The 23,336-nt window shown below is 74.7% G+C and carries 24 protein-coding genes; 10 read left to right on the top strand and 14 right to left on the bottom strand.

All coding sequences use genetic code 11. The features are described from left to right. Positions 1-66 precede the first annotated feature (66 nt). Complete coding sequence (locus AB0E96_RS04395) at positions 67-921, top strand: DNA ligase (RefSeq protein ID WP_359818326.1); 855 nt, start codon at positions 67-69, stop codon at positions 919-921. An 87-nt stretch (positions 922-1,008) separates the two neighbouring features. Here AB0E96_RS04395 and AB0E96_RS04390 read toward each other — a convergent pair whose 3' ends face one another. The 4 genes from AB0E96_RS04390 to AB0E96_RS04375 all read right to left on the bottom strand — a co-directional run bounded on the left by AB0E96_RS04390 (position 1,009) and on the right by AB0E96_RS04375 (position 2,865). After that, a complete protein-coding gene (locus AB0E96_RS04390) occupies positions 1,009-1,593 on the bottom strand; it encodes a DJ-1/PfpI family protein (protein WP_359818306.1) in 585 nt (194 codons plus the stop codon). An 11-nt stretch (positions 1,594-1,604) separates the two neighbouring features. After that, entirely contained in the window at positions 1,605-1,904 is a 300-nt protein-coding gene (locus AB0E96_RS04385) for a PRC-barrel domain containing protein (RefSeq protein WP_359818304.1), read from the bottom strand. Positions 1,905-1,908: 4 nt separating this feature from the next. Then, on the bottom strand, positions 1,909-2,322 hold the full coding sequence (locus AB0E96_RS04380) for a hypothetical protein (RefSeq protein ID WP_359818301.1): 414 nt from the start codon (positions 2,320-2,322) through the stop codon (positions 1,909-1,911). A 66-nt stretch (positions 2,323-2,388) separates the two neighbouring features. Beyond that, positions 2,389-2,865: a hypothetical protein gene (locus tag AB0E96_RS04375; protein WP_359818298.1), complete on the bottom strand. Its 477-nt coding sequence runs from the start codon at positions 2,863-2,865 to the stop codon at positions 2,389-2,391. A gap of 361 nt (positions 2,866-3,226) precedes the next feature. Between AB0E96_RS04375 and AB0E96_RS04370 the strand changes: the two genes are divergently transcribed. Beyond that, on the top strand, positions 3,227-3,928 hold the full coding sequence (locus AB0E96_RS04370) for a DUF4328 domain-containing protein (RefSeq protein WP_359818297.1): 702 nt from the start codon (positions 3,227-3,229) through the stop codon (positions 3,926-3,928). Between the two features lie 103 nt (positions 3,929-4,031). Here the strand turns inward: AB0E96_RS04370 and AB0E96_RS04365 are convergent, their stop codons facing one another. The 4 genes from AB0E96_RS04365 to AB0E96_RS04350 all read right to left on the bottom strand — a co-directional run bounded on the left by AB0E96_RS04365 (position 4,032) and on the right by AB0E96_RS04350 (position 8,780). After that, positions 4,032-4,640 (bottom strand): GNAT family protein, encoded by a 609-nt coding sequence (locus AB0E96_RS04365; RefSeq protein ID WP_359818294.1) that lies wholly within the window; start codon positions 4,638-4,640, stop codon positions 4,032-4,034. Between the two features lie 150 nt (positions 4,641-4,790). Next, positions 4,791-5,447, bottom strand: a complete 657-nt coding sequence (locus AB0E96_RS04360) for a TNT domain-containing protein (RefSeq protein WP_359818292.1) — start codon at positions 5,445-5,447, stop codon at positions 4,791-4,793. A 213-nt stretch (positions 5,448-5,660) separates the two neighbouring features. Next, positions 5,661-6,986 carry a geranylgeranyl reductase family protein gene (locus AB0E96_RS04355; RefSeq protein WP_359818289.1) on the bottom strand — a complete coding sequence of 442 codons (1,326 nt, stop codon included), beginning with the start codon at positions 6,984-6,986 and terminating at the stop codon, positions 5,661-5,663. Positions 6,987-7,679: 693 nt separating this feature from the next. Continuing rightward, positions 7,680-8,780: an ionic transporter y4hA gene (locus AB0E96_RS04350; protein WP_359818286.1), complete on the bottom strand. Its 1,101-nt coding sequence runs from the start codon at positions 8,778-8,780 to the stop codon at positions 7,680-7,682. 336 nt (positions 8,781-9,116) lie between these two features. On the opposite strand from AB0E96_RS04350, the gene AB0E96_RS04345 reads away from it, so the two are divergent. Then, a complete protein-coding gene (locus AB0E96_RS04345) occupies positions 9,117-9,524 on the top strand; it encodes a hypothetical protein (RefSeq protein WP_359818284.1) in 408 nt (135 codons plus the stop codon). 341 nt (positions 9,525-9,865) lie between these two features. Then, a complete protein-coding gene (gene nagB, locus AB0E96_RS04340) occupies positions 9,866-10,648 on the top strand; it encodes a glucosamine-6-phosphate deaminase (protein WP_359818282.1) in 783 nt (260 codons plus the stop codon). 191 nt (positions 10,649-10,839) lie between these two features. Here the strand turns inward: nagB and AB0E96_RS04335 are convergent, their stop codons facing one another. The 3 genes from AB0E96_RS04335 to AB0E96_RS04325 form a co-directional block, all read right to left on the bottom strand. Then, positions 10,840-11,970, bottom strand: a complete 1,131-nt coding sequence (locus AB0E96_RS04335) for an aminotransferase class I/II-fold pyridoxal phosphate-dependent enzyme (protein ID WP_359818281.1) — start codon at positions 11,968-11,970, stop codon at positions 10,840-10,842. Beyond that, on the bottom strand, positions 11,967-12,623 hold the full coding sequence (locus AB0E96_RS04330; protein ID WP_359818280.1) for a PAS domain-containing protein: 657 nt from the start codon (positions 12,621-12,623) through the stop codon (positions 11,967-11,969). Before AB0E96_RS04330 ends, AB0E96_RS04335 begins: the two co-directional genes overlap by 4 nt. A gap of 110 nt (positions 12,624-12,733) precedes the next feature. Then, the gene (locus AB0E96_RS04325; RefSeq protein ID WP_359818278.1) at positions 12,734-14,344 is read right to left on the bottom strand and encodes a YncE family protein; all 1,611 of its coding nucleotides are present in this window, start codon (positions 14,342-14,344) and stop codon (positions 12,734-12,736) included. 263 nt (positions 14,345-14,607) lie between these two features. Here AB0E96_RS04325 and AB0E96_RS04320 point away from each other — a divergent pair, with 263 nt between their 5' ends. The 5 genes from AB0E96_RS04320 to AB0E96_RS04300 all read left to right on the top strand — a co-directional run bounded on the left by AB0E96_RS04320 (position 14,608) and on the right by AB0E96_RS04300 (position 19,403). Beyond that, positions 14,608-15,069: an Rrf2 family transcriptional regulator gene (locus tag AB0E96_RS04320; RefSeq protein ID WP_359818276.1), complete on the top strand. Its 462-nt coding sequence runs from the start codon at positions 14,608-14,610 to the stop codon at positions 15,067-15,069. Between the two features lie 73 nt (positions 15,070-15,142). Continuing rightward, complete coding sequence (locus AB0E96_RS04315; protein ID WP_359818273.1) at positions 15,143-16,324, top strand: globin domain-containing protein; 1,182 nt, start codon at positions 15,143-15,145, stop codon at positions 16,322-16,324. Positions 16,325-16,486: 162 nt separating this feature from the next. Then, complete coding sequence (locus tag AB0E96_RS04310; RefSeq protein WP_359818271.1) at positions 16,487-17,248, top strand: (Fe-S)-binding protein; 762 nt, start codon at positions 16,487-16,489, stop codon at positions 17,246-17,248. Then, positions 17,245-18,675 carry a lactate utilization protein B gene (locus tag AB0E96_RS04305; protein WP_359818268.1) on the top strand — a complete coding sequence of 477 codons (1,431 nt, stop codon included), beginning with the start codon at positions 17,245-17,247 and terminating at the stop codon, positions 18,673-18,675. The genes AB0E96_RS04310 and AB0E96_RS04305 overlap by 4 nt, the downstream gene beginning before the upstream one ends. Beyond that, entirely contained in the window at positions 18,672-19,403 is a 732-nt protein-coding gene (locus tag AB0E96_RS04300) for a lactate utilization protein C (protein ID WP_359818265.1), read from the top strand. Before AB0E96_RS04305 ends, AB0E96_RS04300 begins: the two co-directional genes overlap by 4 nt. Positions 19,404-19,428: 25 nt before the next feature. Here the strand turns inward: AB0E96_RS04300 and ddaH are convergent, their stop codons facing one another. After that, positions 19,429-20,253 carry a dimethylargininase gene (gene ddaH / locus AB0E96_RS04295; protein ID WP_359818262.1) on the bottom strand — a complete coding sequence of 275 codons (825 nt, stop codon included), beginning with the start codon at positions 20,251-20,253 and terminating at the stop codon, positions 19,429-19,431. A gap of 229 nt (positions 20,254-20,482) precedes the next feature. Continuing rightward, on the bottom strand, positions 20,483-21,376 hold the full coding sequence (locus AB0E96_RS04290) for an MBL fold metallo-hydrolase (protein WP_359818259.1): 894 nt from the start codon (positions 21,374-21,376) through the stop codon (positions 20,483-20,485). Positions 21,377-21,660: 284 nt separating this feature from the next. Between AB0E96_RS04290 and AB0E96_RS04285 the strand changes: the two genes are divergently transcribed. After that, the gene (locus tag AB0E96_RS04285; RefSeq protein WP_359818256.1) at positions 21,661-22,443 is read left to right on the top strand and encodes an SGNH/GDSL hydrolase family protein; all 783 of its coding nucleotides are present in this window, start codon (positions 21,661-21,663) and stop codon (positions 22,441-22,443) included. 26 nt (positions 22,444-22,469) lie between these two features. Here AB0E96_RS04285 and AB0E96_RS04280 read toward each other — a convergent pair whose 3' ends face one another. Beyond that, positions 22,470-22,919, bottom strand: a complete 450-nt coding sequence (locus AB0E96_RS04280) for a DUF2809 domain-containing protein (protein ID WP_359818253.1) — start codon at positions 22,917-22,919, stop codon at positions 22,470-22,472. Positions 22,920-23,336 lie beyond the last annotated feature (417 nt).

Below are 23,336 nucleotides of genomic sequence, written 5' to 3'. Positions count from 1 at the left end.
GAGCCGGGCCGGGCCCGCCGGGCTCCGGAACGCGCACGCCAGGTGCTGCACCCGCCCGTCGAGGTGATGCGCCCGGCCGCCGTGACCGCCGTCCCGCCCGCCGACGGCCTGGGCGGCGGGGGCGTGCAGTACGAGCTGAAGCTGGACGGCTTCCGCTGCGTCGCCTTCGCCCGGGGCGGGGAGCCCGCGTACCTCCAGTCCCGCAGCGGGCGCGACCTCGCCCCCGAGTTCCCGCCGATCGCCGCCGCCGTCGCCCGGCTGCCGGAGGGGCTGGTGCTGGACGCCGAGCTGGTCGCCTGGCGCGGCGGCCGGTTCGCCTTCGGCGAGCTGCTGCGCACCCGCCGGGCCCGGGCCGCCGCCCCCGAGGTGGCACTCGGGCTGATCGCCTTCGACCTGCTGGCGCTGCCCGGCCGGGACGTCCGCCGGCTGCCGCTCACCGACCGTCGTCGGCTGCTGCTCGCCGCCCTGGCCGACGTCCCGCCGCCGATCCAGCCGGTCATGGCCACCACAGACCGGGCGGAGGCGCTGGAGTGGATGGAGCGGCTGGCCGACACCGGGGTGGAGGGCCTGGTCTGCAAGGCCGCCGCCGCTCCCTACCGAGCCGGCGGCGCGGGCCGGGTCTGGGTCAAGTACCGGCGCGGCGACACCCTCGACGCCACCGTCCGCGCCGTCACCGGCCCGGCCGCCCACCCCCACGCGCTGGTGCTCCGGCTCGACGACGGCCGGGTGTTCCTGACCACCCCGCGGCTCACCCCGGTCCAGTCCCGCGAGGTCGCCGAGATCGCCCGCCCGCTGCTCGGCCCGCCCGCCACCGACCCCGACCACGGCCAGGTCCACCCGCTGACGTCCCCGCTCCGCGCCGAACTCACCCTCACCGGCCGCCCGCCCGTCGCCACCTTCGTCCGCCTCCGGGGCGACTGACGGCCGGAACCGAACGCCGCCCCGGCCCGCCGTGCGCTCCCCCGCCGACGCCCCGGCCCGGAGCCGGGCGCCGCGTCGGCCCGCCGCTCACCTGCGCCGTTTCGCCGTCGAGTGGGCGAACTCGGTCACGAAGGCGTCGTCGAACAGCGGCAGGTCGCCGGGCTTCCGGCTGGTGACGAGGGGGCCGGGGCCGTCGTGGCAGACGTGGACCGGCTCGTCCACCCAGTGCGCGCCCGCGTTGACCAGGTCGGTGCGCAGGCTCGGCCAGGAGGTGAGGGTGCGGCCGCGGACAGCGTCGGCCTCGATGAGCGTCCAGGCCGCGTGGCAGATCGCCGCGACCGGGCGGCCGGCGGCGCAGCAGGCGTGCACGAAGGCGACCGCCGGGCGGTCCACCCGCAGCCGGTCGGGGTTGGCGACGCCGCCGGGGAGGACCAGCCCGTCGTAGTCCGCCGGGTCGGCGTCGGCGACCACCGCGTCCACGGCGAAGGTGTCGCCCGCGGCGCGGTGGCGGACGGCCTGGACGCGGCCCGGCTCGGTGGAGAGCAGCCGCGGGGTTCCGCCGGACTCGGCGACGGCCTGCCAGGGGTCGGTCAGTTCGACCTGCTCGGCCCCGTACGGCGCGACCAGGAAGGCGATCGTCCGGCCGGTGAGCGTGGTGGACGGCCAGGGCATGGCGGGTCGGCTCAGCGCGGGTGCGGGGCGGTCAGGTCGACGACGGCCGGCGGCGGGGCGGAACTCAGCCTGGCGCGCGGGCAGTCGAGGTGGACGGCGCGGTCGAGGTGGTCGAGCCGGGCGACCAGCCCGGCCGGGACGAGCACCCGGGCACCCGGCACCCAGGGCTGGGCGTCGACCAACAGGTGGTCGCCGGCGTCCTGTTCGACCCGGCCGACCGGGCCGTCGGTGGCGTGCACCTCGTACCCGACCAGGCTGAGGTCGGCGGCGGGATGGGAGCCCGGGCGGTTCTCCCACAGGTCGGTGGTCATCGCCTCATGCCTCCGGACGGTCCCAGGGCCGCCGTTCGCGGCGCTCCCGGTGCTCCCGGGCCTCCGCCGGGTCCACCGCTTCGATGCCGCCGCGGGCCGTGCGACGACGGCGCAGCAGCTCGGACGCGGCGACCGCGGCCGCCACCGTGGCCGCCCAGACGACGCCGAGCGCGACCAGCACCGCGGTGGCCGGGGTCCGTACGCCCACGCCGAGGCAGATCGCCGTCATCACCAGGGCGGTCAGCACCACTCCCGCCGTGAGCCGGCGCCCGACACCGCGGAGCACGCCCCGGACGCGTCCGGGCGGCTTGGCACCCATGGTGCTCAGCTTCCGGTCGAGCCGTGTGTCCTGGCGCAGATCGGACTCGATCTCCTCGAGGAGCCGCCGCTCCCATCCGCTCAACGCGGGTCCGTCCATCTCGGTCACCTCCGACACTTCGGGTGACGTGCTCGCACCCGGGCGGTTGCCCGGTACGGGCTCGCGCTAACCGTTCCGGGCGCCGCCTGTCGCCGCGCCGACGGGCCCGAACGCCCGCGGGCGGGCGAGCAGGCTGTCGTCCAGGACGCCCAACAGGGCGGCGGCGTCGCGGTGGACCTCGGCCGCGCCCGCCGCCCGCAGCTGCGGGCCGGTGTCCCGGCCGGCCGCCAGGGCGACGCAGGGCACTCCGGACCGCCGCGCCGCCCGTACCTCGCGCACGCTCCCGGCCACGGCCACGGCGTGCGAGGGCCTGCCGTCGACCAGGTCCAGCGCGGCCCGCACCGGGTCGCCCCCGGGTTCGGCGACGACCAGCGCCGGAGCGCCGGCCGGCCCGGGGCCGGTCAGCACGACCGTCCATCCCCGGGCGGCGCACTCGCGCAGCAACTCGGCACCGCCGGGCAGCGCGGGCTGCCACCAGTCGGAACCGAAGAGAGCCGCCGAGACCACCGTCATGACCACCGCTTCCGTTCGCGGGCGAGGCACCGAACGCTCCCTTCCAGGTTAGGTCGCTCTCCCGCCGAGCGCCCAGCCCGCGGACGGCGGTGCGCGGGTGCGTGCGTGCGCGGGCCGGGGCGGGGCCCGGAGGCCGGGTGTGCCGGGGCCACGGCGGTCGGTGCTCGACGGCGGCGCCGCAGCCCGGCTCGCACACCGTCGATCCGGCGCGCGGCCCCGGCCCGGCGCCCGGCCGGGGTGGGGCCCGTGGACGCGGCTCGTGGACGCGGTTCGTGGGGGCCGGCAAGGGTTACGGAGAAAATGTGCTGGTCGTACACATCTTCCTGGCCCTAGGGTGGCGCTCCGTCACATCGATCATGTCCATCCGACCCAGTTCAGGAGCCCGTCCCCGATGCCCTCCCCCGCCGTCTACCGCTCGCCGAGAACCAGCGCCGTCGCCGCCACCGTCCTGCTCGCCGTGAGCGGCGCCGAGGCCCTGGCCTCGCTCGGCACCGCCTTCCGCCTGTACGGACAGGTCGGCGACATCGCCGAGGACACCGAGCTGGTCGACCAGTCCTCGTTGATGGACACGGCCCACCTCTACGACTCCATCAGCGTGCTCCAGCTGGTGACGCTGATCGCGACGGCGGCCGCCTTCGTCACCTGGTTCCACCGGGTCCGGGTGAACGCCGAGGCCTTCGACCCGCACGGGCACCGGTTCCGGCGCGGCTGGGCGATCGGCGGCTGGGTCACCCCCGTGGTCGCCCTCTGGTTCCCCCGGCAGATCGCGGGCGACATCTGGCAGGCCAGCACCCGGCCGGACGCCTCCGGGGTGCGCCTGCCGGCCCCGCAGATCCTGATCAACCTCTGGTGGGCCGCCTTCCTGCTGTCCAACGCGCTCGACCGCCTCGGCAGCAGGTTCCTGAACTCGGCGCGGTACCCGGACAGCTACCAGCAGGCCGTCGGCTGGCTGATCGCCGCCGCCGTGACGGAGGTGGCCGGCGCGGTCCTGGCCGTCCTGCTGGTCCGCAGGCTGACCGCCATGCAGGAGGAGCTGTTCGCCGAGGCCGCCGGCCGCGCGTTCGGCGCGCAGGGCACGGCCGTCCGGGGCTGACCCGCCCCGCGGGCCGGGGGCCGCGCCTGCCGGGCGGGCCCCGGGCCCCTCAGCCCGATCGGCCCGATCGATCAGCTCGGCCCGATCGATCAGCTCGGCCCGCTCAGTCCGCGAACGGGTCGGAGGCCAGCCGGGCGTGCAGGTGCTCGTCCACGTAGACGCCCCCGACGTAGCTGTAGGAGCCGCGCAGGGTGCCCTCGTACGGGAAGCCGGCCCTCAGCGCGACCCGGCAGGAGTCCTCGTTGCCGACGGCGTGGTAGAGCTCGATCCTGCGGGCGTCCGCGTGCTCCACCGCCCAGCGGGTGACGGCGGTGGCGGCGCGGGTGGCCAGGCCCCGGCCGCGGGCGGAGGCGAGCAGCCAGTAGCCGACCATCGCCACGCCGTCGTCGCGGTTGGTCCAGCCCAGGTAGGCGTTGCCGGACAGGCGGCCGGTGGCGGCGTCGATCACGGCGAAGGGGGCCGCCGTGCCGTCGGTCCACCCGGAGTCGCAGCGCTCCAGGTAGGCCTCGGCGGCGGCGGAGTCCACCGGACCGGAGGCCTTGAGCGGGGACCAGCGGGCGACCGCCGGATCCGCCGCGGCGGCCACCAGGGCGGGCACGATGCCGCCGGGCACGTCGAGGTCGGGTCCGAACGGGCGCAGCAGGGCGTCGCCGAGGTCGAGGACGGTGCGGTGGAAGACGCGCCGGTCGGTCGTGGGATCACTGATGGTCATCCCGTCTTCCTAGTCCCCCGGCCCCGGGGCCGCCAGCGATTTTCCGGCGCCCGGGCCGCCGCCGACATCAGGCGACCGGCGACCGGCGACCGGCGTGCGTCGGTCACGACGGGCCGCCGGAGACCGCCGGTCGGTGCGCGCGGGGCGTGGTCAGACCCGGGCCAGGTAGCCGTTCTCGACCAGCCAGAGCACGTTCAGCTTCGCCGGGCCGCCGGGCAGCAGGGCGCCGTCGAGCTGGTACTGGAGGCCCCAGCCGGGCTGGTTGAACCAGGGCGCGATCGGCCCGGCGTGCACCGTGAAGGCCTTGACCACCTTGTAGTCGTGGTAGTTGCAGGCGGCCGGCGGGTTGCCGTCCAGGCTCTGCGGCGGGAGCGCGCGGCTGGCGTAGGGCAGGCCCTCGGGGGCGAGGTAGGCGCCGTACTCGCTGCCGTAGCGGTCGATGTTCTGGTTCGGGTGGAGCGTGAGCTCGAACTCGATCGGGCTGCCGTCGGGCAGGGTCACGTAGCCGTCGGCCGGCGGGTATATCCAACCGCCCTTGCCGCCGTTGCCGGCCGGGTCGTAGTACTGGGCCAGGAAGTCCTGCTCGCCGGCGCCGCCGGTGCGCTGGTAGCCGGCGAGCTGGCGGCCGACGGGGCCGGTGCTCGGGAGGTCGGCGGGGCCGAGACGGGCGTCGTCGTGCCGGAAGGCGGCGGAGCACTGGTCGGAGGGGGTCGCCGCGGGGGCCGCGACGGCGGTGGGGGCGCTCAGGGCGGTGAGGGCGGCGGCCGCGGCGAGCGGCGCGACGAGCAGGCGAAGGCGAAGGCGCACGGTGTCTCCGTCGAACGGTCAGCGGTCGAAAGAAGGAGCCACGGAGAGGGCGTTGCGCTCACCCTCCGTGGCTGGTCCGACACCAGAGAATCGGATCAGCTGATCATTCGTCAACATGATCCGAACTTCTGCCCGTTCGACTCCGCGGATTCGACCGAAGCCGGGACGCCGGGACCGCCCGTCCGCGAGGATGAGCGGTCCGGCGCCGCCGGGTCAGCGCCCCGGGGCCACCCGCCCGAGCAGGTAGAGCAGACGGTCGAGGGCGTCCTTGGAGTTCGGCTCGGTCAGGTTGACCATCAGCCGGAACGCCACCTTCAGCAGCGCCGGGTGCCCGAGGCCGGCGGCCCCGGCCGCACCGAGCAGCTTCCGGCGGCCCAGCAGGTCGGCGGCCAGACGGCCGAGCGCGAAGTACCCCGCGTAGGTGGAGCGCAGCGTCTGCGGGTAGGCCCGCAGGGCGAGTTCGCGGCCGCGGTCGGTACGGCGGGCGAGGGCCTGGACGATGGTCTCGGCGGCCATGCGGCCGGACTCCATCGCGTAGGCGATGCCCTCGCCGGTGCCCGGGCTGACCGTGCCGCCCGCGTCCCCGATCAGCAACAGGCCGTCGGCGTAGTGGGGTTGGCGGTTGAGGCCCATCGGCAGGGCGGCGCCGCGGATCGGCTCGGTGACCGCGTCGGGGCTGTAGCCGTACTCCGGGGGCAGTCCGTCGCACCAGCGGCGCAGCAGTTCCCGCCAGTCCACCTCGGTCCTGGCGGTGTCGAGGACCCCGAGGCCGACGTTGGCGGTGCCGTCGCCCATGCCGAACACCCAGGCGTAGCCCGGCAGCAGGCGCCGGGCCGGGTCGCCGGGGTCGCGCAGGTCGAGCCAGGCCTCCAGGTAGCGGTCCTCGTGCCGGGGGGTGGTGAAGTACGTCCGGTAGGCGACACCCATCGCGCGGTCGGTGCGGCGGTACCGCCGCATCGCGACCGACAGCCGGGTGGAGTTGCCGTCGGCGGCGACCACCACCGGGGCCCGGTGGACCACCGGCCTGCGCTCCTCGCCCAGCCTGGCGGTGACGCCGGTGATCCGGCCGGTCCGCTCGTCCAGCAACGGGCCCGTCACATTGGCGCGTTCGATCACCCTGGCGCCGGCCGAGGCGGCCTTGCGGGCGAGCAGTTCGTCGAAGTCCGCGCGGCGCCGGACCAGTCCGTACCCGGGGTAGGCGGAGAGCTCGGGCCAGTCGAACTCGATCGAACGGCGCCCGGCGATCAGCCGCAGGCCCCGGTTGTGCAGCCAGCCGGCCTCCTCGGAGACGTCGATGCCGAGGTCGGTCAACTGCTTGACGGCGCGCGGGGTGAGGCCGTCCCCGCAGACCTTCTCGCGCGGGAAGGCGGACTTCTCCAGCAGCAGGACGTCCAGTCCGGTCCTGGCGAGGTGGGCGGCGGCGGTGGAGCCGGCCGGTCCGGCGCCGACCACGATGACGTCGGCGCTCTCCCCGGCCTGGGCGGCCTCCTCGCCCCTGACGGTCTCCTCGGGCCGGACGGTCTGCTCTGGGCCGGGCATCGCACTCTCCCACGGGTCGCATCGGCTGTGCACGCAGCGGAATCATCGGACTGGTCGGTTCCGGACGGACGATAGAGAACACCGGTGCCCGCCCGCCGCCCCGACACGCAGGCCGCCGCCCCGGACCGGCCAATATCGGCCACCCCGGCCGTCCGGGTTCACCCTCGGGACCCGGGCCCGGAATTGACCGCGCGGCCGGGAGCGGCACCGGCCGGGCCCGACGGGGGCCGACGCACCCGCCGCGATCCCGGACGGCGGTACGGGCGGCGGCACGGGCGCCCCGCTCCGGGCCGGCACCGGCGCCGCGCGGGCTGCCGGGCGGCGCACCACGGCCCAGCCGCGGCGCCACCGAGCCCCTGGCCCCGCGACCACGACGGGGCCAGGGGCTCCCCCTCGTTCCACGCCGGGCGGTCCGCCGAAGGTTCACCGGCGGGGCTTCACCGCCGAGGGTTCACCGGCGGGGGTTCATCGGGAGAACGCGGCGGAATCGACGAGGACCCCGGCCACGGGGGCGGACCGGGGCCCTCATCCGTCTCCACGGCCGTCGCCTCCCCCGGGGTTCACCACCGGGGGGACCATCCGGATTCCCCGCCGGGGCCACCGCCCCGGCCCGGCCCCGGGAACGACGGAAACCCCTGGCCGCACGGGGGAGCGGGCCAGGGGCTTCCATCGGGGACTACGGGCGGCGGCGCCTCACGGGTTCAACGCGAGCACCACGTACCCCGCCAGCACCGCCAGGTGCACCGCGCCCTGCAGCGGGGTGGCCCGGCGCGGGATGACCGTGAGGGTGAGCAGCACGATCGTCAGGGTGAGCAGCACCATGTGCGCCGGGTCGAGGCCGAGGACGAGCGGGCCGGAGAGCCAGCTGGAGGCGATCGCGACCGCCGGGATGGTCAGGCCGATGCTGGCGAGCGCCGAGCCGAGGGCGAGGTTGAGGCTGGTCTGCACCCGGTTGCGGATGGCGGAACGCAGCGCCGCGATGGTCTCCGGCAGCAGCACCATCATGGCGATCACCACGCCGACCACGGCGTGCGGGAGCCCGGCGTCGTCCACCGCCTTCTCGATGGTCGGCGACACGCCCTTGGCCAGGCCCACCACCGCCACCAGGGCGACGGCGAGCAGCAGCAGGCTGATTCCGGCGGCCCGCAGGGTGGGCGGGGAGGCGTGCTCCTCCTCGTCCAGCACCCGGCCCTCGGGGGTGACGGGCAGGAAGTAGTCCCGGTGCCGGACGGTCTGGGTGGCCACGAACAGCCCGTAGACCACCAGCGAGGCGATGGCGGCGAAGGTCAGCTGGGTGGTCGAGAACTGCGGGCCGGGCGAGCTGGTGGTGAAGGTCGGCAGGACGAGGCTGAGGGTCGCGAGGGTGGCGATGCAGGCGAGCGCGGCGCCGGTGCCCTCGGCGTTGAAGACGGCGGTCCGGTACTTGACCGCGGCGACCAGGATGGACAGTCCGAGGATTCCGTTGCAGGTGATCATCACGGCGGCGAAGACGGTGTCGCGGGCCAGGGTGGAGGACTTGTCCCCGCCGTCGGCCATCAGCGTCACGATCAGCGCGACCTCGATCACGGTCACCGCCACGGCGAGGACCAGTGATCCGAAGGGCTCCCCCGACCAGTGCGCGATGACCTCGGCGTGGTGCACGGCGGACAGGACGGCGCCCACCAGGAAGCAGGCGACCACCGCCACCACCCAGCCGGGCAGATCCTTGTGCCAGGTCAGGGCGAGGACGAGGAACGACACCACCGGTACGACGACGGTCCATTGCGTGGCAGTGGCTCGGAGCTTCGTGATCATGCCGCCGAGGATCCCAGACCGGAGGCCCGTCACCCGGGTGCCCGCGCCGGGATTCGTAGGGATGTGGCATAACTCATCCCATTTCGACAGTCACTCACCGTAGCCACGAGGGCACTGAAGCGCTTTGTCGACATGTTGCCGAAGCTGCTCCGGGACTCGAACCGATCATCCGTCGGGGCGGAAGTTGTCCGTGCGCTGAACGGACGCCGAATGGTTGCAGGATGTAGTTGAACCGTCACCATGAGTGTGACGCAACGCACACACCTGGCGTCCACGTTGTGTGCAAGACTCATCTCAAGGAGTGAGATTCCCTTACTTTCCAAGGAGGTTCGCATCATGCGCGCTCGGATTGCAGCTGTGGCGGTGGCGGCGGTAGGGATCGCGGGTCTGACGGCGGCTCCGGCCATAGCCGCCACCGCGACGTCCGGGACGGACGCGGCGGTCTGCGCCACGGTGCTCAACCAGCCCTGCATCTCGCACCAGGCCGACGGCCGGGGCATCGTGGGCGTGGCCCAGGTCAGCGCCGACCCGGGCCAGTTGACGATGGTCCGGGTCGAGGTCCGGACCCAGGCCGCCTGGGGCAGCCCCTGGGAGGCGGTCGCCACCGCGACCACCGTCCGGTTCGGCTCCGCCACGGCGACCACCCCGCGGGTGACCGCGACCGCCCCCCGGATGATCTGCGCGACGGCCGGCCCGGCGCTGGACGTCACCAAGCAGGTCACCACCTGTACCAACCCGTTCTGACCGCACAGCCGCCGAGGCAGCGCCCCCGCCACCCCCACACCGTCCGTACGACCGGGCAGCCGTCCGGACGGTCCGGGGGCGGGGCGCGGAAGCGGCAGTCGGCACGGAGCGCCGGGGCCGGCCGCCGGGACATCCAGTCCCGACGGCCGGCCCCGGCCGTTCACCGGTCGGGCCCGAGCGTTCACCGCACGGATCCGACCGGTCCCACCAGGCAGAAGAGGCGGGAGGCGGAAGATCACCCGGGACCGGACCCGGGTGGACCTGGGGCACCCCTTCACGGCAAACTGGTCTAGACCTCGGAGGTCTAGACCTCAGCCTCGCCTCAGAACGGTGGACCCAGTATGGAAATCGTGATCGTCCCTGACGCCCGTGCGGCCGGCGAACTCATCGCCGCGGCGATCACCGATCTGCTGACCGACAAGCCCGACGCCCTGCTCGGCGTGGCGACCGGCTCGACCCCGCTGCCGATCTACCAGGCCCTGAGCGAGCGGGTCCGCGACGGCCGGCTGAACGCCGCCGAGGCCCGGATCTGTCAGCTGGACGAGTACGTCGGCCTGCCCGCCGGCCACCCGGAGTCCTACCGCTCGGTGGTGCTGCGCGAGGTCGTGGAGCCGCTCGGCCTGACCGAGGACTCCTTCCTCGGCCCGGACGGCAACGCCTCCGACATCGCCGCCGCGGCCGTCGCCTACGACCGCGCGCTGGCCGAGGCCGGCGGCGTCGACCTCCAGCTGCTCGGCATCGGCACGGACGGCCACATCGGCTTCAACGAGCCCTGCTCCTCGCTGTCCTCCCGGACCCGGATCAAGACCCTGACCCGGCAGACCCGCGAGGACAACGCCCGCTTCTTCGACAGCATCGACCAGGTCCCGCACCACGTCATCACCCAGGGCATCGGCACCATCCTGGAGGCCCGCCACCTGGTCCTGCTGGCCACCGGCGAGGCCAAGGCCGAGGCCGTCGCGCTCGCCGTCGAGGGCCCGCTGTCCGCGGTCGTCCCCGCCTCCGCGCTCCAGCTGCACCCGCACGCCACCGTGGTGGTGGACGAGGCGGCCGCCTCGCGCCTCAAGCTCGCCGACTACTTCCGCGACACCTACGCGGCCAAGCCGGCCTGGCAGAAGCTCTGAGCGTTCCGACGCCGTGACGGCCGGGGCGCCGGCCACCGAATCCCCTCGGTGGCCGGCGCCCCGGCCGTTTCGCGTCGCCGCGCGCTGTTTCGCGTCGCCGTTCGTCCGCCCGGCGCGGACCCGGTGCGGACCTGGTGCGGACCTGGTGCGGAGCCGGCGCGGACCCGGCGCGGACCTGGTGCGGACCCGCTTCAGCGCTTGCGCAGCCAGTCGGCGAAGGCCGCCAGGGCCGGGCCCGGGTCGCGGCGGCCGAGGCCGAGCCGGAAGCGGTCCGCCGGGGACGGGGTCAGCTCCGAGCGGAAGACGTCGCCGGGCAGCAGCAGCACGCCCGCCTCCTGGACCAGCCCGGCGCAGAACTCCGCCACGCCCTCCGGTCCCAGGTACCGCGGGTAGGCGGCGCAGCCGCCGTCCGGCGCGCGCCACTCGAAGAGGTCGGCGAACTCCGCGAAGAAGGCGTCGAACAACGGCAGGTTCTCGGCGATGATCGCGCGGTTGCGCTCCAGGATCCGCTCCCGGGCGGTGACGGCGATCCGGGCCAGGACCTCGCTCGGCGCCGAGTTGCAGATCGTGGTGTAGTGCTTGGCCCGCTCCAGGCGCGAACGCAGCTCCTTGTCCCGGCAGGCGATCCAGCCGATCCGCAGGCCGGCCAGGCCGAGCGACTTGGAGACGACGTTGAGCGACAGGGCCCGCTCGGAGAGGTCGGCGGCCTGCGGCAGGGTGCGGGCCCGGTCGAGCTCCAGGCCCCGGTAGACCTCGTCCGAGAACAGCCGGATGCCGCGCTCGTCGCAGAGCTCGACCAGCCGGACGAAGTCGGCGGCGTCGATCACCTTGCCGGTCGGGTTGTTCGGGAAGTTGACCGACAGCACCTTGGTGTTCGGCCGCAGCGCCGCCTCGACCGCGTCCAGGTCCAGCGCCCAGTCCCGCCCGGGGTCCAGCGCGACGCCGGTGACCTCGCAGAGCGAGAGCGGAATGGTCTCGGCGGACTGGTAGCCGGGGGTGAGCACCACCGCGTGGTCGCCCGGTTCGAGCAGCACCTGCATGGCGAGGTTGATCCCCTCCTGGGCGCCGCCGAAGCAGATCACGTCGTCCTCGCCGACCCGCTCGTACATCCCGGCGACGGCGCGGCGCAGCCCCGGGTCGCCGAAGGTCTCGGTGTAGCCGAGGGCCAGGGTGTCCCAGGCCTCGCGGTCCTCGGGGCCGGCCAGGGCGAGCAGTTCGGCCATCGTCATGGTCTGCGCGTCGGAGGCGGCGAGGTGGTGGCGGGCGGTGAACTCCCAACGCGAGAAGTGGGTTTCGAGCCGGAAGTCGGGGAGGCTGGTCACTGGTGGTACTCCTTGCTGGGGCCCGCCGGGTGGTGCTTGAGCTCGGCGAGCAGGCTGTAGGCGGTGGAACGGGAGATCCGCAGCGCGGTGGCGACGGCGGGGACGGCGCGCCGGACGGCGAACACCCCGGCCCGGTCGAGTTCACCCAGGACGGCGAGCCGGTCCTCGCGGGTGAAGCGCTCCAGCGGGCGACCCCGGTCGCGGACGTGGCCGCCGACCACGTCGTTGATCCGCTCCGACCAGTCGCGCTCGAAGAGCGGTTCGGGGCGCGGGGCAGTGGGGGCGGCGAAGCCGGCCAGCAGGGCGGCGGCCTGCTCCAGCGGGCCCCGGTCGAGGTTGACGCAGAGCACCGCCGCGGGCCGTCCGGCGTCGTCGCGCAGCACGGCGCTGACGGAGGAGAGCTTCCGCCCGTCGGGCAGCAGTTTCTCGTACGGGCCGTAGACGTCGGGGGCGGCGGGGTCGATCCCGTCGAGTTCGCCGAGCAGCGACGGGTCCCCGGGGGCACGGGGGGTCATCGGGTTCCAGATGGCGAGGACCCGGTCGGTGGCGGGGTCGTGCAGCACCACCTCGGCGTAGGGGCCGAGCAACAGGGCCACCGCGCGGCACACCGGTGACCAGGTCCGCACCCGCGGGTCGGGGTTCTCCTCAGGCATGACTGGACTGTACGTCCAAATCGGACGCTTCGTCCAGCGCTTTCACGCGCCGGGCCCCGCCGAAGGGTTTCGGCGGGGCCCGGCGTGACGGCCCGCGGGCGGGGCGGGCGCTACTTGCAGGTGATCAGCAGCCCGAGCAGCGCGGAGCAGCTGCGGGTGGCCCGGCTGGTGGCGGGCGACGGGTCGGCGGGCACCCCGGCGGTGCGGGCCACGGTGACGTCCCAGCTGCGGAGCAGCGTGAACAGGCCGACCCCGATCGAGAAGTGCCGGGTGGTGCTCGCCCCCTTGGCCAGCGGCGCGGTCAGCGTGCAGCCGAGCTTCCCGGCGGCGACGGCGCAGTCCCCGGAGGTCGTGGTCAGCCCGGCGGGCAGGTCGGCGGTGACGGTGGCCGAGGTCAGCGGGTCGGGGCCCTGGCCGGTGAGGGTGACGGTGTAGTCGACCCGGCTGGAGAGCAGCCCGTTCACCGGGGTCGCGGTGAGCGCGACGCCCAGGTGGGCGGCGGGGGCGGTGTAGGTGAAGCGGTCGGCGGCGACGGCCGCGCTGGTGCCGCCGGGCGCGGTGACCCGCACGTCCACCGGGCCGGTGACGGTGGTGGCGGGGGCGGTCGCGGTGCAGCCGGCCTTGCCGCAGCTGAACGAGGCGGCGGCGCCGGCCGCGCCGAAGGTCACGCCGGTGGCTCCGGCCAGGTCGGTGCCGGTGATGGTGACGGTGGTGCCGCCGACCCCGGAGCCGCCGTTCGGGCTGATCGCGGTCACCTCCGGCACCGGCAGCGGGAAGTTCACCACGTCGACGGCGTTGCCGGTGAAGTCGGCGAGGTAGCCGTGCCGCCCGTCGGCGGCCACGGCCAGGCTGTACGGGGCGGCACCGACCGGGACGGTCGCGGTGACCGTCCGGCTCGCGGTGTCCACCACGCTCAGGGTGCTGTCGGCGTAGTTGGAGACGTAGGCGGCCGCGCCGTCCGGGGAGAGCGCCACGGCGTAGGGGCCGGAGCCGACCGCGACGGTGCCGAGGACGGTACCGGCCGCGGTGTCGATCACGGCGGCGGTGGCGTCGTCGCCGTCGGCGGCCCAGAGCCGGGTGCCGTCCGGGGAGAGCGCGAGGCCGAAGGCGCTGTGGCCGACGGGGACGGTACCGCTCACCGCGCCGGTCGTGGTGTCGACCACGGTGACCGCCTTCGCCCCGGAGGCGGCGACGTACAGCCGGGCGCCGTCCGCGGAGACGGCCAGACCGTGCGGTTCGGCGCCGACCGGGACGGTGGCGGTCACGGTGCCGGACGAAGTGTCCAGCACGCTCACGGTGGCGGCGCCCGCGTTGCTCACGTAGGCGCGCGAGCCGTCCGGCGAGAGGGCCAGGCCCCAGGGCTGGGCGCCGACCGGGACGGTCGCGGTGACGGCGCCGGTGGCGGTGTCCACGACGCTGACGGTGTTGTCCAGGTGGTGCGTCAGGTAGGCCCGGTGGCCGTCGGGGGACACGGCCACCGCGTAGGAGCCGCTCCCGGCGGTGAAGGTGCCCGAGACGGTGTTGCTCGCGGTGTCCAGCACGCTGACGGCGCCGCTGCTCTGGCTGGTCACGTAGGCGTGGGCGCCGTCCGGCGTCAGCGCGACGCCCGCCGGGTACGGCGCCACCGCGACGTGCGCGGCGACGGTCGGCGGCGGCGTGACGGCCTCGGCCGTCGCGGGCAGCGACAACAGTGCGGCCGTGGTCGCGGTTATCGCGGCCACGGCCGTCCTGGTGCGGCGGGGTGTGCGGGGTGTTCTCACGGGGTCCTCCGGCTGCTCGGCGGTACGGACGGTGTGGGTGTGGTGGTGTTCGGAGCCGGGGGAAGCGTAGAAGCCGCCATGACATTGCGTCAGGGAGTGACTACAAATGTCGCCAACTGTTCGAATTCGATCGCCATCACCCCTCCGACCCGCGTGACCAGGGTCTCGGTCGACGTCGTGCAGCAAATTGGAGTTGCAGAGTCGCATTCGATAGCGTTTCGAACGTGAGGCTGACCAAGAGCACCGACATCGCCCTGCGGATCGCCATGCGACTGGCCGTCCTGGGCGAGGGCGACAACCCGACCACCCGCGAGGTGGCCGAGTCGGTCGGCGTGCCGTACACCCACGCGGCGAAGGTGGTCAGCCGGCTGCAGCACCTGGGGGTGGTGGAGGCCCGGCGCGGTCGCGGCGGCGGACTGATGCTCACCTTCGCCGGGCGGACCGGCTCGCTCGGACTGCTGCTGCGGGAGCTGGAGGGGGGCGGCGACGTGGTCGGCTGCGAGGACGACCCGCCGTGTCCGCTGCGGGCCGCGTGCCGGCTGCGCGGCGCGCTGCGGGCCGCGCAGGAGGCCTTCTTCGCCGCGCTCGACCACCTCTGCGTCGACGACCTGGTGGCCTCCCCCACCGGTCCGGTGCTGCTCAGCCTGACCGCCCGACCCGCCGACACCGCCGGACCCACCGGCTGATCGGCCCACCCGGGGCCGCACACCCCTTTGCGGCCTTTAATGCGAATCTCAGATACCACTTAGGAGCCGACTGATGCTGTCCGCGAAGTCCGCCGAGGTCATCGAGGCCACCCTGCCCGTCGTGGGCGCCGCCATCGGTGACATCACCCCGCGCTTCTACGACCGGCTGTTCGCCGCGCACCCCGAGCTGCTGCGCGACCTCTTCAACCGGGGCAACCAGGCCAACGGCAGCCAGCGCGAGGCCCTGGCCGGCTCGATAGCCGCCTTCGCCACCGCGCTGATCGCCCACCCGGACCAGCGGCCGGACGCGATGCTCGCCCGCATCGCCCACAAGCACGTCTCCGTCGGCATCACCGACGACCAGTACAAGATCGTCCACGAGCACCTGTTCGCCGCCATCGTGGAGGTGCTCGGCGAGGCCGTCACCCCCGAGGTCGCCGCCGCCTGGGACGAGGTCTACTGGCTGATGGCGAACGCCCTGATCGCCATCGAGGGCCGGCTGCGCGCCGAGGTCGCCGCCGGCGGCGACCCGAGCGACCTGTGGCGCAGCTACACCGTGGTCGCCCGCGTCCAGGAGACCGAGGCCGTCACCACCTACCTGGTCCGCCCGGCCGACGGCCTCCCCGTGCCGGCCTTCCGCCCCGGCCAGTACGTCTCGGTCCGCACCGAACTCGCCGACGGCGCCCACCAGATCCGCCAGTACAGCCTCTCCGGCGGCGCCGACGGCGCTCTGCGCTTCAGCGTCAAGCGCGAGGACGGCGGCGAGGTCTCCGGCCACCTGCACGACCACCTGAGGGCCGGCGACACCATCGAACTGGCACCCCCGCTGGGCGACATCGCCCTCGCCGACGGCCACGGCCCGGTGCTGCTCGCCTCCGCCGGCATCGGCAACACCCCGATGACCGCCATGCTCGACCACCTGGCCGCCACCGGCTCCACCCGGCGGATCGTCTCCGTGCACGGCGACCGCGACCAGCTGAGCCACGCCTTCCGGGCCGAGCTGGCGCAGCACACCGCCGACCTGCCCAACGCCACCTCGCACGTCTTCTACGAGCGGCCGCTCGGCGAGTGGCCGGCCGAGCGCACCGGGCTGGTGGACCTCTCCACCGTCGAGGTCCCGGCCGGCACCACCGCCTACCTCTGCGGCCCGATCCCCTTCCTGCGCGCCGTCCGCGAGCAGCTGCTGACCGCGGGCGTCCCGGCGGCGGACATCCACTACGAGGTGTTCGGCCCGGACCTCTGGCTCGGCGCCTGAACCGCGCCCTCCGGGCCTGACGGCCCCTGAGGCTCCGGCGGTCCCTGAGGCCCCGGCGGTCCCCGGGATCCCCGAGGTCCCACCACGGCACCGGTCCGCTCGGTACGATCACGAGCGGCCCGGTGCCGTTGGCGCAGAGGGTCCCGGCAGGAGGGAGCCCGGATGCGGGTCGCGCTGTTCGCCACCTGCGTCAACGACGCGCTGTTCCCCGCCACCGCGGTGGCCACCGTCCGGCTGCTGGAGCGGCTCGGCGTGACGGTGGACTTCCCCGCCGGGCAGACCTGTTGCGGGCAACCGCAGTACAACACCGGCTACCGCAGGGGCTGCGAGCCACTGGTCCGGCGCACGGCGCGGGCCTTCGCCGGGTACGACCACGTGGTGACGCCCTCGGGGTCCTGCGTGGCCATGGTCCGGGACAACTACCCCCGGATCGGCGCCCGGGCCGCCGCCGAGGGCCGCGGCACCGAACTCGCCGACCTGGCCACCGGCCTGGCGCCACGGGTCCTCGAACTGACCGAGTTCCTGACCGACGTGCTCGGGGTCGAGGACGTCGGCGCGCACTTCCCGCACACCGTCACCTACCACCCGTCCTGCCACGGACTGCGCCTGCTCGGCCTCGGCGAGCGCCCGCGCCGGCTGCTGAACGCCGTCCGGGGCCTGGAACTGGTCGAACTGCCCGGGGCCGAGGAGTGCTGCGGCTTCGGCGGCACCTTCGCGGTCAAGAACGCCGCGGTCTCGGCGGCGATGGCCGAGGACAAGATCGCCAACGCGCTCGGCACCGGCGCCCGCGTGCTGTGCGGCGCCGACAACTCCTGCCTGCTGCACCTCGGCGCCACCCTGCGCCGCACGGGCGCCCCACTGCGGCCGGTGCACCTGGCGGAGATCCTGGCCGGCACCGAGGAGCACCCGTGGAGCCCGTCGTGAACAGCGCTTTCCTCGGCATGCCCGCCTTCCCCCGGGCCGCCGCCGGAGCCGTACGGAACGAGCGGCTGCGCGCCAACCTGCGGCACGCCACCCACACCATCCGCGACAAGCGGGCCAAGGCCGTCGCCGAACTCGCCGACTGGACGGAGCTGCGCGCCGCCGGAAAGGCGATCAAGGACCACACGCTGCGCCACCTCGACCACTACCTCGCACAGTTGGAGGAGTCCGTCACCGCGGCCGGCGGCACCGTGCACTGGGCCGCCGACGCCGAGGAGGCCAACCGGACCGTCGCCGGGCTGGTCAGGGCCGCCGGGGCCGGCGGCCCGGAGAAGCCCGAGGTGGTCAAGGTCAAGTCGATGGCCACCCAGGAGATCGAGCTCAACGAGGCGCTGGCCGCCGAGGGCATCACCGTCTACGAGACCGATCTCGCCGAGCTGATCGTGCAGTTGGGCGACGACCGGCCCTCGCACATCCTGGTGCCGGCGATCCACCGCAACCGGGCCGAGATCCGGGAGATCTTCGCCGACCGGATGGCCTCCTGGGGCCGCCCGGCGCCCGAGGGCCTCACCGACTCCCCCGCCGAACTCGCCGAGGCCGCCCGGCTGCACCTGCGGGAGAAGTTCCTGCGCGCCGAAGTCGCCGTCTCCGGCGCCAACTTCATGGTCGCCGAGACCGGCACCCTGGTGGTGGTCGAGTCCGAGGGCAACGGCCGGATGTGCCTCACCCTGCCGCACACCCTGATCTCGGTGGTCGGGATCGAGAAGGTCGTACCGACCTGGCGGGACCTGGAGGTCTTCCTCCAGCTGCTCCCGCGCTCCTCCACCGCCGAACGGATGAACCCGTACACCTCGCTCTGGACCGGGACGACACCGGGCGACGGCCCGTCCGAGTTCCACCTGGTGCTGCTCGACAACGGCCGCACCGCCGCGCTCGCCGACCAGGTCGGCCGCCAGGCGCTGCGCTGCATCCGCTGCTCGGCCTGCCTCAACGTCTGCCCGGTGTACGAACGGGCCGGCGGCCACGCCTACGGATCGGTCTACCCGGGGCCGATCGGCGCCATCCTGACGCCCCAACTACGTGGTGTGGAAAGCCCGGTGGACGCCTCGCTGCCGTACGCCTCCTCGCTCTGCGGGGCCTGCTACGAAGTCTGCCCGGTGGCCATCGACATCCCCGAGGTGCTGGTGCACCTGCGCGAGCGGGTCGCCGAGCAGGGCGGCCACCCGATGGAACGGGCCGCGATGGCCGCCGCCGGGTTCGTCCTGGACCACCCGGCGGCGCTCGCCGCCGCCGAGCGGCTGGCCGGCCGCACCCGGCGGCTGCACCCTCGCCGGCTGCCCGGGCCGGGGCGGGCCTGGACCGACACCCGGGACCTGCCCGAGGTGCCCGCCGAACCGTTCCGCGACTGGTGGCGGAGGAACCGCACATGACCACGCCCGATCCCGCCCGACCCCACCGCCCCGGCAGCTCCAGGGAGTTGATCCTCGGCCGGATCCGGGCCGCACTCGGCGACACCGTCGAGCCGGCCGGACAGCCGCTTCCCCGCGACTACCTGACGGCGCACGTGCCGACCGACGACCCGGCGGCCCTGCTCGACCTGCTGCACCGCAACCTGGCCGACTACCGGGCCCTGGTGCACCGCTGCCGAGAGGACGAACTGCCGCACCGGATCGCCGGGTTGCTGGCCGAGCGGGGCAGCCGGACGGTCGCGGTGCCGGCCGGGCTGCCATCCGGCTGGCTCGCCGACGCCGAAGCCGAGGGGGTCGAACTCCTCCCGGACGACGGGGCGCTGACCGCCGCCCGGCTGGACGCCGTGGACAGCGTGGTGACCGGCTGCGCGCTGGCCGTCGCCGAGACCGGGACGATCGTGCTGGACGCCGGCCCGGGCCAGGGCCGACGCCTGCTCTCGCTCGTCCCCGACCACCACGTCTGCGTGGTGCGGGCGCCGGAGCAGATCGTCGCCTCGGTGCCGCTCGCGCTGCCGCGGCTCGATCCGGTACGGCCGCAGACCTGGATCTCGGGACCGTCCGCCACCAGCGACATCGAGCTGGACCGGGTGGAGGGCGTGCACGGGCCGCGCACCCTGGAGGTGCTGCTGGTCACGGCGGCGACGGACGGGAACGGCGTCGCTGCGGCCCGAGCCGTCACGCCGGCCTGAGCTGTCACCCCGGCCCGAGCCGTCACTACGGCCTGAGCTCCAGGGTGCAGCACTTCGCCCCGCCGCCGCCCTTCAGCAGCTCCGACACGTCCACCGGGACCGGCTGGTAGCCGTGCTCCGCCAGCCGGCCGGCCAGGTTCTTGGCGGCCTCCGGCAGCAGCACCCGGCGGCCGTCCGACACCGCGTTGAGCCCGAACACCTCGGCGTCGGCCCGGTCCGCGAGGATCGCGTCCGGGTAGAGCGCCCGCAGCACCGAACGGCTGTCGGCGTCGAAGGCCTCCGGGTAGTACATGACGTGGTCGTCGGCGAGAACCGCCAGCGCGGTGTCCAGGTGGTAGAAGCGGGGGTCGACCAGGGTCAGGCTGACCACCGGGACGCCGAACAGTTCCCCGGCCTCGGCGTGCGCGGCGCGCGAGGTGCGGAAGCCCGTCCCGGCGAGCAGCCGGCGGCCCACCACCAGGTGGTCGCCCTCGCCCTCGTTGACGTGCCAGGCCCGGCGCACCTCGCGGTAGCCGTGCTCGCGGAACCAGGCCTGGTAGGCCTCCGACTCGCCGGCCCGCTCCGGGTGCCGGAAGGTGGCCACCAGGGCCCGGCCGTCCAGCACGGTGGCGCCGTTCGCGGCGTACACCATGTCGGGCAGGCCGGGCACCGGGTCGATCAGCTCGACGGTGTGGCCGAGCCGGCGGTACGTCCAGTAGAGCCGCTCCCACTGGCGCAGTGCGAGCGCGGTGTCGGTGGGCTGGGTGGGGTCCATCCACGGGTTGATCGCGTAGTCCACGGTGAAGTGCGTCGGCCGACACATCAGGTAGCGCCGCGGCCGGGCGTGGCGCTCCGGGGTCTGTGTGCGCATGGCTCAACCGTCCTTGGATCGCGGGGAATTCGCCGCACGGAGTTCGGGGTCCGCGGGGCCCGGACACCTTCGTTCCCAAGGCGGCTGCCCCGGCGGACCCATTCGTACACCCGGGCGGACGCTCCAGGCGGTCGCACACCCCCGCGCACCCGGCGCAGGCACCGGCGCACCGGCCCGCCGGACGGACGCGGAAGCCCCGGGTGCCGTCACCGTCGGCGGACGGCCGCCGCTACCAGCGGACCGCGGCGAAGTCCACGGGCCTCGGCCGCAGCTCCCGGCACCGCTCGGCCAGCGCCCGCAGCCGGCGGTCCGCCTCCTCCGCGGGCATCCGCCGCCGGTCGCCGTGGCCCGGCAGCAGCCACTCGAAGCGCAGCACGCCGACGGCGCGCCGCAGCGAGGCGGCGAGCTCCTCGATCGAGTACCAGGTCACCGACTCCGCCACCTCGATGTCACCGGCGCCGCGGGACCAGTACAGGCTGTCGCCGCTGAAGCAGTACCGCTCGTCCGCCAGAAGGACCACGCTGCCCCGGGTGTGGCCCGGGAACGGGTGGGCGACCAGGCCGGGCGACACCTCCGTCGGCGCGGTGCCGCGCAGCACCCGGTCGGCGTCGGGGGCGGCCGACAGGTCCCCCTCGTGGATCCAGAGCCGGGCGCCCAACCGGTCGGCGTACGCCCGGCCGTGCGCGGCGTGGTCGCCGTGGGTGAGCAGGACGTCGGTGACCGGGCCGAGCGCGGTGTACCGGGCGGCGAGGGCCTCGCTGTAGCGCGGCGTGTCCACCATCACCCACCCGGTCGGCCGGCGGCAGAGGTAGGAGTTGGCGCCCGCGGTGCGGCGGGAGTTGTGGCCGAGCAGCAGCAGGCCGTCGTCGAGAGCCAGCGGGAACGGGTCCCCGGCCGGGTCCAGCGGCCCGGTGCCGGGCCGGACGGAACGGGTCGGACAGGCGTGGGCGGCCGCGAGCAGCTGTCGTCGCTCCGCCGCGTCGCGCGGCTGGCGGACCAGCACGGAGCGGCCCTCCAGCTCGCGGACCAGGCCGGGCGCGAGCTGTCGGGCGACGTCGCAGTTGGTGCACCGGTCGTCGATGGACCAGTTCTCGGGACGGTCGGGACGCAGGTCGGTGGTCATGGCGCACTACCCCCAGGAGGACGGCGGCCGGACCGGCCGCTCCCTTCGAGCATCCGCCGGTGGGGCCGGAAAGCGGAAGGGGGTGCCGATCTTGTGCTTTCCGGGCACCGGCTCTCTGCGGCGCCGCGGGTCCCCGTGGACGTCCGCGGACGTCCGTGGACATCCGCCGCCCGGACGGGCCCACGGGGCCGACCGGGCCGACGGAGACCACGTGGTCCATCTCACGTGCCGCGAGGGTCACCTACGGTGGCGTAGGTCACTTGATTGGGTGAACTATCTCTTTCATGCCGAATCTCCAGGAGACCCTTGACCTCGATTCGTATGCCGCCCTCGGGGACAGCTTCACCGAGGGTCTGAACGACCCCGGCGTCGATGGCAGGTTCGCCGGCTGGGCCGACCGCCTCGCCGGGATCCTCGCCGACGGACGCCCGCCGGGCGGCTTCCGCTACGCCAACCTCGCGGTGCGCGGCCGGCTGCTGGACCAGATCGCCGCCGAGCAGGTGCCGCAGGTCCGGCGCCTCCAGCCCGACCTGGTCACCTTCTGCGCGGGCGGCAACGACATCCTCCGGCCGGGCGCCGACCCGGACGAGGTGGCCGAGCGCTTCGAGGCCGCCGTCGTACAACTCGCCGAGAACGCGGGGACGGTGCTGATCTGCACCGGCTTCGACACCAAGGACGTGCCGCTGCTGAAGCACCTGCGCGGCAAGATCGCCACCTACAACGGGCACATGCGCGCCGTCGCCGACCGCAACGGCTGCAAGGTCGCCGACCTGTGGTCGCTGCGCGCCGTACAGGACCGCCGCGCGTGGAGCGAGGACCGCCTGCACCTGTCCCCCGAGGGACACCAGCGGGTCGCCCTGCTGGCCGCCCGCTCGCTGGGCCTGCGCACCGAGCAGGACCCGGAGGCCCCGTGGCCGGACACCCCCGTGCTCACCCCCGCCGACCAGCGGCGGGAGAACATCCAGTGGGCCCGCGAACACCTGCTGCCCTGGGTCGGCCGGCGCCTGCGCGGCGAGTCCTCGGGCGACCACGTCGAGCCCAAGCGGCCGGAGCTGCTTCCGCTCTGACGGTCCGTCAGGCCGTGCGGACCCGCTCACCACGGCCGCCCCGGTCGGACCGGGGCTCCACCGGTTGCTGCGATTCGGGAGGTCCGCAGCACCCGGTGGAGCACGCCCGCGCAGCCCGCGCCGACCAGGTACCAGAACAGGTCCGGCGGGTTGAAGGTCGAGCCCAGCACCAGCCGCGCCAGGGTGCTGCGGCGGCCCCAGTCGTCCGGCAGTCCGGTCAGCTGGAACAGCTCCACCGCCCAGCTGAGCGCGGCGGCCAGCGCCGCGGCGCGGCCGGGGCGCACCCTCGGGACGGCCAGCACCAGCAGGGCGTACACCAGGACGGTGTAGAGCGCGTCCCCGGCGCACTTGGCGAACTCCCCGCCCAGCACCGCCCGTACGCCCAGTCCGGCCGCCACGGTCAGGGCCGCCGCCGACGCGGCCGCCGGGCGGGTGAGCCGGTGCGCCCGGAAACCGTTCCCCCCGAGATCGTTCACCCGCGCCACGCTACCCCGCGCGTCATCCTCCGCCGAACGGACGCCCGCGCAGGCTCCTTCCCCCTCCCCACAGCACCCACCACGCGCCCCACGCACCCCTCCGCACCCCCACACCACCCCCGAACCCCACAAGCGGACCCCCTCCCCCGGAACCACCGCACCGCCCCGTACGTCACTCCCCCCGAACGAACGTCCCGGGGGCCGTTCCCCCTCCCCACAGCACCCACCCCGCACCCCACGCACCCACCCCGCACCCCGCGCCCCACGCACCCCTCCGCACCCCCGCACCACCCCCGAACCCCACAAGCGGCCCCCCTCCCCCGGAACCACCGCACCGCCCCGTACGTCACTCCCCCCGAACGAACGTCCGCGCAGGTCGCGGGCGGGGTGAGGACCGGAAGGGACGGGCGGGGAACG

Source organism: Kitasatospora sp. NPDC036755 (genome assembly GCF_040636595.1).
Classification (GTDB): Bacteria; Actinomycetota; Actinomycetes; order Streptomycetales; family Streptomycetaceae; genus Kitasatospora.
Note: the sequence above shows the minus strand (reverse complement) of the source record. Positions and strands in the feature narration are given on the sequence as shown.